Here is a 14681-nt window from a genome sequence, read left to right on the forward strand (position 1 = left end):
TCCGGTGTTCTAAATGAATGTCGTTCATTTACTAGACTGGTTCCATGGTAGGCCATGTTGTGCAGTATTGTGAAGTGGGCCACGTCAGGAGCGGAACTTGAAGCAAGAACCAGCATCTTCCACCGCCGCGCCGCGCCGCCGCGCCGGGCGCCCGAGGTCTGGGGTCCTGGACCGGGAGCTCATTGCGCGGGCGGCGCTGAAGCTCGTGGTCGAGGGCGGATACTCCACCCTGACCATGTCTGCACTGGCGAAGTCGCTGTCGGTCTCCCCTTCGGCGCTGTACAACCACGTGGAGTCCAAGCAGGAGATCATGCAGTGGATCCAGGAAATCGTGATGGACGGGGTCGATTCGACCGTGTTCGAGACCCTGTCGCTGGATGAGGCGCTCACGGCCTGGGCGGTGACGTACCGCGACATCTTCGCGGGGCACGCGCCGCTGATCCCGCTGATCGCGGTGCTGCCGGTCTCGGGGTCCCCGCGCACGCTGGAAATGTATGAAAAGGTCGCGGCCGGGTTCACCCGCGCCGGCTGGAGGCAGGAAGACATCATTCCCGCCATCGTGGCCCTGGAATCATTCATCTTCGGCTCGGCCCTCGATGCCACCGCACCGCTGGACATCTTCGATCCCGGGGAAAATGCCGGAAGCATCCCGAATTTCGAGGGCGCCCTGGAGGCGCAGCGGGCCACCGGGCGCAACAGTGCCGACGCCGCGTTCCACGCCGGGCTGCGCGCCATCGTCAACGGCCTGATGGCAACTTCCCGGACCACATAGCCGACCGTCAAGCCGCGAATCCGCGAAAGGCTGGCTCCACGGGCGAAGCCCCTGGAACCGGAACGAACACCGTGGTGCGGTTCCTCTCGCGGGTGACCGCCAAGAACCGGGTCGCGATCGTTGCTGCCGTAGCGGTGCCGGTCTTCGTCCTGCGGAACCGCCAGCGGGTCCGCATCGGGCTGCTGTTCCTTGACTTGAAGGCTCCGTTGTGGATTTCCCTGGGCGCGGTGCTGCCCATTGGCCGGGTCATCGGGCGCTTCTCGTTCCGCAGGCGCCAAGGCGCTGCCCGGGTGTTGTGCGGGCGCAAAAAAGCCCCGTTGGTCCGACACCTTGTGGGAAAGGCGCGTCGCGACGGGGCTGCAAGCAGGAAGGGCGGGTCGCCCCTAGAACGAGGTGCCCATGAGGCCCCCGAGGGACCCCGGATCACCGTAGTTGAAAATGACCCAGCCCATTGCGCCGATGAAGGCGGTCGAGGCAACGGCCCAGATGCCGGTGAGCTTGGCCATGAACCGGATTTCCTGGCGGCTGACCGGAAGCCGGTCCGCCGTGTAGTCGCCGGCAACCTTGCCGAAACGCTCGGCGGGGGTGACCGCGGCCATGGCATTGAGGTTCACCAGGAAGTTCGAGGCGGTGTCGATACTGCCGTCGACGAGGCGGGCGCGGGTCAGGTTGTTCTTGCGGTCCTGGGTCATCTCGACGATGTTCGAGCCGTGACGTGCCAGCAAGATGTCTTCGCCCAGTGGCATTGCCTTGTGCAGCAACCGCATTCCCTACCCCTTTTTTCAGCTCGCGGGGAAAGAAATCAGCACCCGCCCAAGACTCGTTCGTTGTAGCACCAAGATTACGTGTGCTTTTGCGCCCGGGTGCGCTATTATGCGCTTTCGGTTGGCAAGCTCACAGGGTGTTGTGGCCTGGGCCGCGCAAAAGCCGTGGCCGGCGGCACAATGCGTCCAAACGCCCCGGACCGGACCGGCCCCCGGCGGCTCCGCTGCCGCGCGGCCAGGCGTGGACGATGATCGCCACCGGTGTCGACCCGCGCTGCGTATCGGAAGAGGACCCGCAGCCGGTCCACCGGGTGGATTTCCGGGACGAAAACGGCGCAGGCGACGAGTGGCGGTTGGTCGCCGCCGACGACGTCCATGAGGCGCTCCGGTGGGCGCAGGTTCACGCGGCCGGCAGAACGGCTTCCATTTGCGCCGAATTCACCTACGTTGGACGCGGCGAAAGAACGGTGGCGCTGATCCGCTTGGCCGGGCCGGACCCGGCCTGAGCCCGGCCGCCCTGGCTCAGCGCGTGGTGAAGTGCACGATCACACCGATCATCCACACCGACGAGGCCATGGCCGCGCACCCGAATTCGACCAGGACGCCGATCCCCATGGCGTTGAGCGCGGATCCCGAGGCCCGCAACGCGGCGGTAAAATCCTTGCGCCGCCCGTATTCCCCCAGCACCAGCCCCAATGCGAAGCCGATGAACAGTCCCAGCACGGGAATGACGAACATGCCCACCACGGCCAGCGCGATGGCCAGGGCAATGGAGCCGCGCGGGATCTTCTGCTGCTTGAGGTTCCGGCCGGTGAGCACCGTCGAGGCGCTCCAGCCGGCGAGCGCCAGGCCCATGCCGATCCCTGCGCACCACCAGGCGGCAGGGCTGCCCAGGATCCAGCCCCAGGCCAGCAGCGTGCCGATGGCCAACAGGCTTCCGGGAAGCACCGGAACGATGGTTCCCACGACGGCGACCGCCAGGAGCAACCCGGCAACAACGGTGGTGATGATTTGGATATCCACAAGTGCAAGTCTGGCATCCGCGGGGCCCGGCGCGGAGGGGCGCGCCGAACCCGGGGCAGGAAAGCGGCTCAGTCCTCGACGATGGCCCAGCTGCCCGCGGGCTTGTATTCGCTGTCGTAGATGTCTTCGCCGGCACCCGGATCCATGGGGTAGTTCTTGAGGTTCCCGGCCCAGTAGCGCAGCGCACGGGAGATTTCCGCCTCGGGGTCCAGCTTCATCGCCTCGGTGCCCATGTCGACTTCGAAAATGAATCTCATCTGTCCACTCCCCTTGGATCGGTGCGATACCCGCTTGGTGGCACCGCTGCCTGTGTTTTCCCATCCTAGGCGCCATATCGGCGGATGTGCCACGACGAATCGCGGGGACGAAAGTCGGCGGCGGGGAAACCAGCAGCGAAAGATTGTTGAACAATCTGCGTTGATGGTGCATTCTTAACGTAACAACAACACGAGACGGGGGTCACAAATGCCTTGCATCGACCTGAATTCCGACGTCGGGGAATCCTTCGGCAACCTGGTGATGGGCGACGACGCCGCCATTTTCACCTCCGTATCCTCGGCAAACGTTGCCTGCGGCTTCCACGCGGGCGACCCCAGCGTCATTGCGCAGACGTGCCGCAACGCGGTTGCCGCGGGCCTCACCATCGGCGCACACGTGGGCTACCGAGACCTGGCCGGCTTCGGCCGCCGCTTCCTGGATTGCTCCCCCACCGAACTGGCCGACGATGTGCTCTACCAGCTCGGCGCGCTCGAGGCCATGGCCCGCGCCGCCGGCTCCACCATCAAGTATGTCAAGCCGCACGGGGCCCTCTACAACGCCATCGTGCACCACGAGGGACATGCCCAGGCCGTCATCGATGCCATCCGCGCCTTCGGCTCCGATCTGCCGGTGCTGCTGTTGCCGGGTTCCCTCGCCCTGGCCAAGGCCGAGGCCGCAGGCCTGCGCCCGGTCGCCGAGGCCTTCGCCGACCGGAACTACACCCCGGCAGGCACGCTGGTCTCGCGCCTCGAGCCCAACGCGGTGCTGCACGACCCGGCAACCGTCACCGCCAACATGATCCGCCTGGCCACCGAGGGCACCATCGTCGCCATCGACGGCACGGTGATCCCGATGGACGCCGAGAGCATCTGCGTGCACGGGGACACCGCCGGGGCCGTCGCCATGGCCGCCGCGGTGCGCGCGGGCCTGGAATCCGCCGGCGTCACCATCAAGAGCTTCGCATGAGCGTGATCGCCACCCGCTTCGCCGGAACCCGGTCGGTGCTCGTGGAGCTCTCCGACCTCGACTCGGTGCTGGCCCTGGACGCACTGCTGGGGGCCAGCCCGCTGCCCGGGCAACTCGATGTGCTGGCCGCGGCAAGCACCGTGTTCATCAAGGCAGACTCCTGGGCCAATGCGCGGAAGATCGCCGCCAGCGTGCGCACCCTGGAACTCGGTGCCGCCCCGGACAACGCCGGCACCGAGGTTCAAGTGCCCGTGCACTACGACGGGGAAGACCTCGCCGAGGTCGCGGAGCTGACCGGGCTGAGCGTCGAGGGCGTCGTCAACGCCCATTCGCAGCAGCGGTGGCGGGCGGCCTTCGGCGGCTTCGCCCCGGGCTTCGCCTACCTGCTGGGCGTGAACCAGGTGCTGAACGTTCCGCGCCGCTCCACCCCGCGCAAGGTCGTGCCCTCCGGTGCCGTCGCCCTGGCCGGGGACTACTCGGCCGTGTACCCGCGCCAGTCCCCCGGCGGCTGGCAGCTGATCGGCCACACCGACGCCGTGCTCTGGGACCTGGACCGCGACAACCCTGCACTGATCCGCCCGCAGGACCGGGTGCGCTTCGTCCCGAGCCGCACCAGCCTGAGGCTGGCCACGGCGCCACGTCCCGCCGCCGTCCCCGCGCCCCCCACCGGCAATACGCTCGAAATCCTGGACCCCGGGCTGCAGTCCTTGATCCAGGACCTGGGTCGCCCCGGCTACGGCGAGCTGGGCGTGTCGGCGGCGGGCGCCGCGGACACCGCCTCCGCCGCGCAGGCCAACCGGCTGGTGGGCAACCGCACCACCGAGGCCGTCATCGAGAACCTGCTCGGTGCCATGAGCCTGCGTGCCCACGGGGACGCCGTCATCGCGGTCTCCGGCGCCACCGCCACCATCCGCGTGGACCCGGTGGACGGGGACGAGTTCCATGAGGAGCGCGAGATCCCCATGGACACGCCCTTTGCGCTGCTTGACGGCGAGGTGCTGAGGCTGGAGCCCGGCGGCAACGGGCTGCGCAGCTACCTGGCGGTGCGCGGCGGGATCGCTGTGGCATCGGTGCTCGGCTCGCGCTCCACCGACTCGATGTCCGGCATCGGCCCGGCCGCGCTCACGGCGGGCACCCGGCTGCCGGTCGGCGCGATCCACGGGGCCCATGTGGTGGGCAATCCCGAGCCGTCCCCGCTGCCGGTTCCCGACGCCCAGGGCATCTACACGCTGCGCATCAGCGAGGGCCCCCGCGGGGACTGGTTCGGTGAAGCGGGCCTGGCACGGCTCACCGGCCAGGCCTGGACGGTCTCGGCCGAATCCAACCGCGTCGGCGTCCGGCTCGCGCTGGGACGGGACGCCGAGCCGCTGCAACGCATCCGGACCGGCGAGCTCTCTTCCGAGGGCGTCGCCGTCGGCGCCCTGCAGGTCCCGCCCTCCGGGTTGCCGGTGCTCTTTTTGGCAGACCACCCGGTCACCGGCGGCTACCCGGTCATCGCCGGGGTCATTGCCGAGGACCTGCCCGCCGCGGCGCAGCTGCCGCCCGGGGCCAGAATCCGCTTCGAACTCGTTGACCCCAACCCATCCGGCACCCCCACCGACGAAGGAAACCACGCATGAAAAAAGTACTGATCGCCAACCGCGGGGAAATCGCCGTCCGCATTGCCCGCGCCTGTGCCGACGCATCCCTGGTTTCCGTGGCCGTCTATTCGGACCCCGACGCCGACGCCCTGCATGTGCGCCGCAGCGATGAGGCCTACGCCCTGAACGGCGCGGCCAGCTCCGAGACCTACCTGGACATCGACAAGATCCTGGGCGTCGCCGCCCGCTCGGGCGCCGACGCGGTGCACCCGGGCTATGGCTTCCTGGCCGAGAACGCCGACTTCGCCCAGGCGGTCATGGACGCCGGGCTGACCTGGATCGGCCCGAGCCCCGATTCGATCCGCGCACTGGGCAACAAGGTCACCGCCCGCGAGATCGCCGTGCGCGCCAACGCCCCGCTGGTGCCGGGCACCGATGGACCGGTGGCATCGGGCGCCGAGGTCCGGGCCTTCGCCGAGGAATTCGGGCTGCCCGTGGCCATCAAGGCTGCCTTCGGCGGTGGCGGGCGCGGCATCAAGATCGTGCGCAACTTCGAGGAAATCGACGATGCCTTTGACTCCGCCGTGCGCGAGGCCATTGTGGCCTTCGGCCGCGGCGAGTGCTACGTGGAACGCTTCCTGGACAAGCCCCGCCACGTCGAGGCCCAGGTGCTGGCCGACACCCACGGCAATGTCGTGGTCGTCGGCACCCGCGACTGCTCGCTGCAGCGCCGCCACCAGAAGCTCGTCGAGGAGGCCCCCGCGCCGTTCCTAAGCGATGAGCAGCGCGCCTCCATCCATTCCTCGGCCAAGGCCATCTGTCGCGAGGCCGGCTACCACGGTGCCGGAACCGTCGAATACCTGGTGGCCCCGGACGGGCTGATCTCCTTCCTGGAGGTCAACACCCGCCTGCAGGTCGAGCACCCGATCACCGAGGAAACCACGGGCGTGGACCTGGTGGCCGAGCAGTTCCGCATCGCCTCCGGCGACGCCCTCTCGATCACGCAGGATCCGGCGCCCACGGGCCACTCCTTCGAATTCCGGCTCAACGCCGAGGACCCGGCCCGCGGCTTCCTGCCGGGCCCGGGCCGCATCACCGGCTTCGAGGCCCCCACCGGCTCGGGCATCCGCGTCGATTCGGGCGTGCGCACCGGCTCGGTGATCCCCCCGCACTACGACTCGCTGATGGCCAAGCTGATCGTCACCGGTGCCACCCGCGCCCAGGCGCTGCGCCGTGCCAAGGTCGCCCTGGACGAGATGGTCATCGCCGGCGTTCCCTCGGTGCTGCCGTTCCACCGTGCGGTGGTGCGCAACGCCGATTTCGCCAACAACGAGCGCTACGGGGTCTACACCACGTGGATCGAGTCCGAGTTCGCCGACGAGCTGGCTTCCAGCCCGGAGATCGCCGCGGCGGAGCCGGGCTCGGCGCGCGAGACCCTCACCATCGAGGTGGACGGCAAGGCCATGAACATCGGCCTTCCGGCCTCGCTGGTGGACTCGATCCGCCACGGCGGCACCGGTGCCGCCCTCGACGCGGCAGCCGAGAACATGGAGACGGCGGCCGACGAATCGACCTTGGCCGCCCCAATGAACGGAAACCTGGTCAAGTGGGTCGCCGAGGACGGCGCCGCCGTGGCCGAGGGCGACACCGTGGCGGTGCTCGAGGCCATGAAGATGGAATCGAACATCACCGCCCACCGGGCCGGCACGTTCGGCCGCGGAACCCAGGAACCGGGGACCGCGATCGCCCGCGGCGAAGCACTCGGGAGTATCGCTTAACGCTTGCGGTTTCCGCGGAAGGGTTCGATTAGATTGAAAGGATGCCAGTGAACGCCTTGTTATCGTCCCTGCCCCTGGTCGAGGGGTCAACCCACGCGCACACCGGTGCGTGGGTTGCCGCGGTGTTGCGCTCACGGATCGCCGAGGGCCAGCTGCTGCCCGGCGCCAAGCTTTCCGAGCAGGCGCTCTCCAACGCCCTGGGGGTTTCGCGCAACACCCTGCGCGAGGCCTTTGCGGTGCTTGACCGCGAGCTGGTCATCACCCGCATCCCCAACCGCGGCGTTTTCGTTTCCTCCCCCGGGCCCGAGGGCGTGCGGGAGATCTATGCGGTGCGCCGGATGATCGAGCCCGCCGCGGTGCTCTGGGGGCCGGATCTGGACGTCGCGGCCCTGGCCGCAATCATCGTGGACGCGCGTGCCGCGCTGGAGGACGGAGACATCGCCAAGATGGCCGATGCCAACCAGTGCTTCCACGAGGAACTGGTCCGGGCCACCGGCAGCGTGCACCTGCAGGAACTCATGACCAAGGTTCTGGCGCAGATGCGCCTGGTCTTCCATGCCATGGGGGACGCCCCCGACTTCCACTCGCACTACGTGGAGCTGAACGCCTCGCTGGTCGAGCTGCTGGAAGCGGGCCAACGCGAGCAGGCCTGTGCCGCGCTGCGCGGCTACCTGGATCGCGCCGAGGCCGAGTTGCTCTCGCATCTGGGCGCCTCCGAAGAAAACTGAGTCACCCCGCCGGGCGGTCCTACATGTTCATGGTGACCTTGGCGTCCTTGCGCAGCACCGCGACGTAGTCCTTGACCGCCGCGGCCTCCTTCTGGAGCTTGAGCTGCTGCTCGAGCTCGGGCTTCATCGTCTTGTAGCTCGGTGCCTTGGGCGCATCCTTGGTCGCGTCCTTGTCGGTGGTCGCCTGCTTCTTGAACTGGTCGAGCACCACCTGGTACGCGGCCTTGGTTTCCTTTTCGGAGGGCCGGAAATCTCCCACTTCCTTGGAGATCAACCGCTCGACCTCGAGCTGGGTCTTCAACTGCGCGCGCACCGCGTCCTCGTTCAGGCCCTGGGCATCCATGGTCGCCAGGAATTCCTTGGCATCCATGTCGTTGGACTTGGCCACGTCCGCCAAAGCCGCGTCAAGGTCCTTGGAAGTGGCAAAGACCTTCTTTTTGGCCGCCTGCTGGATCAGCAGTTCGGTGTTCACCAGGCCTTCTGCCGTCTGCTTGCGCAATTGCCCTTGGTCGAGTTCCTGCCCGGAGAGCTGCGCCTGCTGCAGGACCTGGGCGAATTGGCCCTCATAGATCCGGGTGAAGTCGGCCTTGGTGATTTCCTCGCCGTTGACGGTGGCAACGATCTCGGGGACCCCGGCGAGGTCGGGGGTCGGGCTTGCGGCATCTGATGGTGCTGCCTCAACGGCCGCGCTGCTGGAGGCCGGAGCCGCTTCCGGTTCGGCCGTGGCACTGCACCCGGTCATGAACGACAACGAGGCAACAAGGGCCATGGAAAGAACCCACTTTTTCTGCAACATAAACTCCCAGCATTTGGATCGACCCTTGGAACACTAACAGGCGAAACAGGGCGGTCGCTGGACACCCGGTGGCGCGCTGGATGGCAGGGGCTGTTTCCAAGCATCCCGGGCCCTGCCCAACAATGAGGCAACGTTGTTGCCACCGGCCTGTCGGTTCGTGCACCGGTCGTGGACGCTGGGGCCCAGGAGGCGGACGTCAATCGCGGCGGTGCAGGCGGCACGCTGTGCCCGGGTGTTGCTGTCCGGAGCCTTCGGCGCGGGCCCGGTGCTGGCCGTCGCCGGGTGCGCCGCCCCCATCCACACGTCCGATCCGTGCATGCCGCCGGCCTACACCCTAGAATCCCCGGTCGCTGCCCCGGGCGAAACCCTGGGGATATCGGCGCCCGGTGCCACGTGCAACCCGGGCTACGGCAAGGATGCCCAGGTGCGCATCGAACTCGTCGACAACCAGCAGCAGGTCGTGCCCACCGAGCTGGCTCCGATGTCGGATGACGGCGCGTTCACCCACGACCTGCGCATCCCCGGTGGAACCACGCCGGGTTCCTACGGCATCACGGCCATTCCGGATGGGCTGGATTGGTGCGACGACACCGGCCGCGACAACCGCTTGGGCGTCGCCGACCTCGGGGTCAATGGCATGTCGGCGGCCCGTGCATCCTGTGACGTGCCCTGCGTCGGGTTCCAGGTCACCACGTGACCGGTGGGCGAGCGGGCACCAGCTGGGTCATTGGGTCGATTGTTCGCGCCCATGCTCGACCGGCAGCGGTTCGACCCGCTCCAGGGCGTGGGGCAGGAACCTGCGCGAGTTCGTCCCGATGAAGGCCAGGGACACCAGGGCCAGGGCCATCATGGCGAGCATAATCCAGGCGCCGTCGATCCATTGCGCGGCCACGGCCACGGCGGTCGGGGCGAGGAAGCCCACGTAGGCCAGCGTGTAGAAGAACCCGGTGAGCTTGCCCAGTTCGTGGGCCGCGGCCAGCCGCTGGATCTCCAGCAGCCCGCCGACCATCAGCAGCCCGTTTCCGCAGCCCAGCACCGCGGATGCCACCAGCCCCAGCGCCGGGCTCGGGACAAGGATCGCCGCCAGCAAGGCGGACAGGCCCACGAAAACGACGACGGTGCCGGTGAGCAGCGAGCGGGCCGAAACCACGGTGTCCAGTCGGCGGGCCAGCGGCTGTATCAGCACGCTGCAGCCCAGCGTGATGGCCACCGCTGCCGTGGCGTAGGCCAGCCGGCCCTCCCCCAGCCCGGGGATGATGGCGGGAACGACGGCAAATCCCGTGGTTCCAGCGGCAAACACCCACACCGCCGCAGGCGCCACCACCAGCCGGAACCGCTTGCGGGCCTCGGGATGGGCAACCCGGGCCTCCTCGCTGGAATGGCTGGCTTGTCCTGCGACACGGGTCTCCGGCAGCCTGGCCACCACGAAGAGCACCGGAACGCACAGGGCAATGTGCACCGCGTACGGGAGGATCGCCGGGGCCGGTGCATTGTTGGCCAGCAGCCCGCCGACCACCGGGCCGAACCAGAATCCCGCGCTGGTCAACAACGAGGCGCGCCGGGCTCCCGAGCCTGCCACCGAGTGCAGGTCCCACGGAGCCTGGGACAGTTCCTTGACCCAACTGGTGGCGGCGGCCATCACCAGGCCCGTGGCGATGCCGGCCATGAGACGCCCGGCAAAGAGCGGAAGGGCCCCGAAGATCGAGCCCATCATCGCCACGTTGGCCGCCATGGACAGGGCCACGGCAAAGAGGGTGATGTGTTTGCGCCCGGTCCGGTCCGAATAGCGCCCGCCAAGCAACAACGCCGGCACCAGGCCCAGCACGTACACGCCGAGCATCGAGGTGACCATGACCTCGGAGAAGCCGTGCTCCTGCCGGTAGTACACCAGCAGGGAGACGAACTGGTTCGCGCCCCAGCCGACCATCATCAGGCTCAGTGCTGCGGGGAACCAGGGCTTGGGCGTGCGGGACATCGGGATGTGTACTCTTGGCTTTCGTTCGGCGGGGATCGGTGAAGAATTCAGGAAACCGTGCACGCCAGTGTTTCACGCCCGCCCGGCCCGGCCCGGCTTCATGACGAGCCTGCGGCTACCGGGTCGTTTCGGGCCGGGCCCGGCGCTCCTTGCGGGAATCGACCCGCTCCAGGGCATGCGGCAGGTGCTTGCGCGAGTTCAGCGCGACGACGCCCAACGAGATGGCGCACAGCACGATGGTCCCGGCCATGATCCACGTGTTCGAGACCCACTGGGCGATGAACGCCACCGCGGTCGGCGCGAGGAACCCCGCGTAGGCCAGCGTGTAGAAGAACCCGGTCAGTGTGCCGAGCTCGTCGGGACCGGACGCACGCTGCAGCTCAAGCAGCCCGCCGACCATCAACAGCCCGTTGCCGCAGCCCAGCAGGGCCGCCGCCGCGAGCCCCAGTACCGGGCTGTTCAGCAGGATCGCGGCCAGCACGGTGCCCATGCCCAGCAGCACCACCGTTACACCGGTCAGCAGCGAGCGGGCATTGCTGGTCGTGTCCACGCGGCGGGCCAGCGGCTGGATGAGCACGCCGCAGCCCATGGTGATCGCCACCGCCACGGTGGTGTAGGCCAGGCGTTCTTCCCGCATGGCCGGGACCATTTCGGGGATGACGACAAACCCCATGGTGGCGGCCGCGAAGACCCAGGGTGCAGCCGGGGCGATGACCGCCCGGAAGCGCTTGCGTCCGGTGCCGGCGCGCGGGGCGGGGGCACCGCCCGAGGCTACCGGCCTTGCCACGCTCGGGACCGGGCGCCGTTGCCGCGTCCTGGTTTCGGGCAGCCGCACCAGCACGAAGAGCAGCGGGACGCAGAGCAGGATGTGCACCGCGTACGGGAGGATGTCGGGGACAGGCGCCCAGGCCACCAGCATCCCGCCGGTCACCGGGCCAAGCCAGAAGCCCGCCGAGGTCAGCAACGAGGCGCGCCGCGCCCCGGAGCCCGGCACCGAGGTAGCGTCCCATGGCAGCTGGGAGAGTTCCTTCACCCAGCTTGTCGCAGCGGCCATGGCCAGGCCCGTCGCGGTTCCGGCCAGCAGCCTGCCGATGACCAGCGGCACCGGGCCGAAGGCCGAGCCCATCAGCGCAAAGCTGGCCGCCATGGACAGGGCCACGGCCAGGATCGCCAGCCGCTTGCGTCCGGTGCGGTCCGAGTACCGCCCGCCCAGCAGCAGCGCCGGGACCAGGCCCACCACGTACACACCCAGCAGCGAGGTCACCAGGACCTCGGAGAATCCGTGTTCCTCCCGGTAATGGACCAGCAGCGAAACGTACTGGTTGGCACCCCAACCGACCATCGTCAGGCTTAGTGCCGCAGGAAACCAGTACTTGGCGGGACGTGACATGGGTCGAGGCTCTTTCAAGTTTCTAGGCGATGCGCATCACAGGCATTGCACGTCAGTGTTCCACGGTTCTGCGCACCGCGTTGGATTGATGACGCACCGCCGCCCGCGGACGGGAAGGAACCTGCCAGGCAGGGGCGGACGTGACTGAAACGGTGCCCGATGCCCCGCCGGCGGCCCGGTATTCTGGATACCTGGCTCCACACACGGCTCCCCGTGCACGATGCACCGCGCACGGGGAGCCGTGCCTGTGGCAGGCGAATCGATCCAAGAGCAAGGAAACCACCACCCCATGGGCACAACCACCGACACACGGCCGTTCTTCCTGGATTGCGACACCGGGATCGATGACGCCCTGGCCTTGGTCTACCTGCTGGGGGCCGGGGCCAACCTGGTGGGCATCGGCTCGGTCTCCGGAAACACCAGCGCGGCGCAGGGCGCGGTCAACACGCAGAACCTGCTGGCGCTGTCCGGCCACGCGGGAATCCCGGTTGCGCTGGGCCACCACGATGCGCTGGCCCGCCCGTGAAACTGCCCGTTGCCGAACTGCACATACACCTGGAAGGGACGCTGGAGCCCGAGACCATCCTGCCCCTGGCCGGGCAGAACAACGTCGATTTGCCATGGCCTTCGCTTCAGGAGCTGCGCGCGCAGTACGACTTCAGCAACCTGCAGTCCTTCCTGGACCTGTTCTACGCGAACATGGCGGTGCTGCGCACCGCTGCGGACTTCCAGGAGATCACCACCGCCTACCTGCGCCGGGCCGACGAATCCGGGGTGCGGCACGTTGAGCTGTTCTTCGACCCCCAGGCCCACCTCGAGCGCGGCCTGCCGCTTGCCGAGGTGATCGCCGGGATCCGTGCGGGCCTCGACGCGGGTCTGGCCCGCTGGGGCATCACGCACCGGCTCATCGCCTGCTTCTGGCGCCACGCCCCGGCCGAATCGGCGATGGAGATCCTGCGCACCATGGTGCGGGAAAGGCACGCCATCGACGGCATCGGGCTGGATTCCTCGGAACTCGGCTACCCGCCGGTCCTGTTCCGGGAGGTCTTCGCCTACGCCCGCGAACACGGCTTGCACGTCGTGGCCCATGCCGGCGAGGAAGGCCCGGCCGAGTACATCGTCCAGGCCCTTGACCTGCTGAAGGTCGAGCGCATCGACCACGGAATCCGCTGCCTCGAGGACCCGGCCCTGGTTGAGCGGCTGGTGGCAGAGCAGATGCCGCTGACCGTGTGCCCGCTGTCGAACGTGCGGCTGCGAACGGTTGACACCATGGCCGGGCATCCGTTGCGGCGGATGCTGGAAGCTGGACTGAAGGTGTCGATCCACTCGGATGACCCCGCCTACTTCGGCGGCTACCTGGACGCGAACTTCGCCGCGGTCATCGGGCAGTTCGAGCTGAGCCGCGGGGAGCAGGCGGTGCTGGCCCGGAACTCGATCGAGTCTTCCTTCCTGGAGGAGCCGGCGAAGGCGCGCCTGTGCGCCGAGGTGGACGCCTGGCTGGCCGCCGAAAACCTGTAGCCGGCAGTCAGGGGCGCCCGGGAAGCGAACGGCTGGGAACAACGGTCGCTTCCCGGGCGCGGGATGCACGGCCGTCGGGTTCCTGGGGGGAGAACCGGGCCGCGCTTCCCACGGGCGTCGACGATGGGCTGGTGCTCCCGTCGACGACCCTTTGGAGCGCCAGGAAGAACCCTGCATGGGGGGGAACAGGGACTTCCATGGCGGATCGAGGACCACGGCCGGCTCCCGCTGATGCCGGTTCGTGGAAGAGCTGCCTTGCTAGGGCACCAGGTAGTTGCTGTCGCGGGCGTCGGTGATGAGCATGTGCCCGGGCGCATGTCCGATGGCCAGCGCGGGCCTGGATTCCATGACGGCGGCCTGCGGGGTGACCCCGCAGGCCCAGAACACCGGGATGTGCCCGGCGGGGATGTCCACCGGATCGCCGAAGTCGGGCTTCGACAGATCCATGATGCCCAGTTCCTCCGGGTTGCCGATGTGCACCGGGGCCCCGTGGACCGCCGGGTATCGGGAGGTGATGCGCACGGCATCGGAAACCTGGGAGGCGGGGATCGGGCGCATCGACACGACCATGGGCCCGGACATCGACCCGGCCGAGGCGCTGCGGATGTTCGACTTGAACATCGGTACGTTCACACCCTGGTCGATGTGGGCGATCTGGATGCCGCCCTCCATCAGGGCCGTCTCGAAGGTGAAGGAGCAGCCGACGATGAAGGTGACCAGGTCATCGCGCCAGTACCCGGTCAGGTCGGTGGGCTCGGCGACCTTCACGCCGTTTTCGTAGACCACGTACTTCGGCACGTCGGTGCGGATGTCCCCGCCGGCCAGCAGGTCACCGCTGGTCTCCCCGGCATCCAGCACGCCCAGGATCGGGCAGGACTTGGGGTTGCGCTGGGCGAAGAGCAATACGTCGAAGGCCTGGTCCCTGGGCACGATGATCAGGTTTGCCTGCGCGTAGCCCAGGGAGAACCCGGCGGTCGGCACGGCCAATCCGTTGCGGAACAGTTCACGTGCCTGGGCCGGGGAAAGAGCGGCTCGTTCCCCGGTTCCGGGTGTTGGCGAATTGGCGGGTGTCATGGTTGCTGGAATCCTTCCGGAGGGGTGGATGTGGCTGGCGGGCTGTGGGCGGGTGTTCG

16 protein-coding genes are annotated in these 14681 nt (G+C 68.3%); 9 read left to right on the top strand and 7 right to left on the bottom strand.

From position 1 onward, the window contains the following. Nucleotides 1-97: 97 nt before the first annotated feature. Nucleotides 98-772 (top strand): TetR/AcrR family transcriptional regulator, encoded by a 675-nt coding sequence (locus J2T21_RS10865; protein WP_307581319.1) that lies wholly within the window; start codon nucleotides 98-100, stop codon nucleotides 770-772. Between the two features lie 383 nt (nucleotides 773-1155). Here J2T21_RS10865 and J2T21_RS10870 read toward each other — a convergent pair whose 3' ends face one another. Further along, entirely contained in the window at nucleotides 1156-1539 is a 384-nt protein-coding gene (locus tag J2T21_RS10870; RefSeq protein WP_307581321.1) for a hypothetical protein, read from the bottom strand. A 245-nt stretch (nucleotides 1540-1784) separates the two neighbouring features. Here J2T21_RS10870 and J2T21_RS10875 point away from each other — a divergent pair, with 245 nt between their 5' ends. Beyond that, nucleotides 1785-2042 (top strand): hypothetical protein, encoded by a 258-nt coding sequence (locus J2T21_RS10875; protein ID WP_307581323.1) that lies wholly within the window; start codon nucleotides 1785-1787, stop codon nucleotides 2040-2042. Between the two features lie 16 nt (nucleotides 2043-2058). Here the strand turns inward: J2T21_RS10875 and J2T21_RS10880 are convergent, their stop codons facing one another. Further along, entirely contained in the window at nucleotides 2059-2559 is a 501-nt protein-coding gene (locus J2T21_RS10880) for a DUF456 domain-containing protein (protein WP_307581325.1), read from the bottom strand. A gap of 68 nt (nucleotides 2560-2627) precedes the next feature. Beyond that, entirely contained in the window at nucleotides 2628-2816 is a 189-nt protein-coding gene (locus J2T21_RS10885; RefSeq protein ID WP_307581327.1) for a hypothetical protein, read from the bottom strand. 208 nt (nucleotides 2817-3024) lie between these two features. Between J2T21_RS10885 and J2T21_RS10890 the strand changes: the two genes are divergently transcribed. Genes J2T21_RS10890 through J2T21_RS10905 form a run of 4 tightly spaced genes read left to right on the top strand, consistent with a single transcriptional unit; the run spans nucleotide 3025 to nucleotide 7869 of the window. Further along, complete coding sequence (locus J2T21_RS10890) at nucleotides 3025-3783, top strand: LamB/YcsF family protein (protein WP_307581329.1); 759 nt, start codon at nucleotides 3025-3027, stop codon at nucleotides 3781-3783. Next, the gene (locus tag J2T21_RS10895; RefSeq protein ID WP_307581331.1) at nucleotides 3780-5402 is read left to right on the top strand and encodes a 5-oxoprolinase subunit B/C family protein; all 1623 of its coding nucleotides are present in this window, start codon (nucleotides 3780-3782) and stop codon (nucleotides 5400-5402) included. Before J2T21_RS10890 ends, J2T21_RS10895 begins: the two co-directional genes overlap by 4 nt. Next, a complete protein-coding gene (locus J2T21_RS10900; RefSeq protein ID WP_307581333.1) occupies nucleotides 5399-7141 on the top strand; it encodes an ATP-binding protein in 1743 nt (580 codons plus the stop codon). The genes J2T21_RS10895 and J2T21_RS10900 overlap by 4 nt, the downstream gene beginning before the upstream one ends. A gap of 41 nt (nucleotides 7142-7182) precedes the next feature. Continuing rightward, on the top strand, nucleotides 7183-7869 hold the full coding sequence (locus J2T21_RS10905) for a GntR family transcriptional regulator (RefSeq protein ID WP_373457920.1): 687 nt from the start codon (nucleotides 7183-7185) through the stop codon (nucleotides 7867-7869). Nucleotides 7870-7888: 19 nt separating this feature from the next. Here J2T21_RS10905 and J2T21_RS10910 read toward each other — a convergent pair whose 3' ends face one another. Further along, nucleotides 7889-8665 carry a SurA N-terminal domain-containing protein gene (locus tag J2T21_RS10910; RefSeq protein WP_307581337.1) on the bottom strand — a complete coding sequence of 259 codons (777 nt, stop codon included), beginning with the start codon at nucleotides 8663-8665 and terminating at the stop codon, nucleotides 7889-7891. A 232-nt stretch (nucleotides 8666-8897) separates the two neighbouring features. On the opposite strand from J2T21_RS10910, the gene J2T21_RS10915 reads away from it, so the two are divergent. Next, complete coding sequence (locus J2T21_RS10915) at nucleotides 8898-9362, top strand: hypothetical protein (protein WP_307581338.1); 465 nt, start codon at nucleotides 8898-8900, stop codon at nucleotides 9360-9362. Between the two features lie 27 nt (nucleotides 9363-9389). Here J2T21_RS10915 and J2T21_RS10920 read toward each other — a convergent pair whose 3' ends face one another. Together J2T21_RS10920 and J2T21_RS10925 are read right to left on the bottom strand one after the other, a co-directional pair. Next, nucleotides 9390-10640 carry an MFS transporter gene (locus tag J2T21_RS10920; protein WP_307581340.1) on the bottom strand — a complete coding sequence of 417 codons (1251 nt, stop codon included), beginning with the start codon at nucleotides 10638-10640 and terminating at the stop codon, nucleotides 9390-9392. A 115-nt stretch (nucleotides 10641-10755) separates the two neighbouring features. Beyond that, a complete protein-coding gene (locus J2T21_RS10925; protein ID WP_307581342.1) occupies nucleotides 10756-12030 on the bottom strand; it encodes an MFS transporter in 1275 nt (424 codons plus the stop codon). Nucleotides 12031-12319: 289 nt separating this feature from the next. Between J2T21_RS10925 and J2T21_RS10930 the strand changes: the two genes are divergently transcribed. Next, a complete protein-coding gene (locus J2T21_RS10930; RefSeq protein ID WP_307581344.1) occupies nucleotides 12320-12556 on the top strand; it encodes a nucleoside hydrolase in 237 nt (78 codons plus the stop codon). Then, nucleotides 12553-13548: an adenosine deaminase gene (locus J2T21_RS10935; RefSeq protein ID WP_307581346.1), complete on the top strand. Its 996-nt coding sequence runs from the start codon at nucleotides 12553-12555 to the stop codon at nucleotides 13546-13548. The genes J2T21_RS10930 and J2T21_RS10935 overlap by 4 nt, the downstream gene beginning before the upstream one ends. Nucleotides 13549-13806: 258 nt before the next feature. Here J2T21_RS10935 and J2T21_RS10940 read toward each other — a convergent pair whose 3' ends face one another. Further along, entirely contained in the window at nucleotides 13807-14622 is an 816-nt protein-coding gene (locus J2T21_RS10940; protein ID WP_307581348.1) for a putative hydro-lyase, read from the bottom strand. Nucleotides 14623-14681 lie beyond the last annotated feature (59 nt).

The sequence above is a fragment of the Paeniglutamicibacter psychrophenolicus genome, from assembly GCF_030812255.1.
GTDB classification, from domain to species: domain Bacteria; phylum Actinomycetota; class Actinomycetes; order Actinomycetales; family Micrococcaceae; genus Paeniglutamicibacter; species Paeniglutamicibacter psychrophenolicus_A.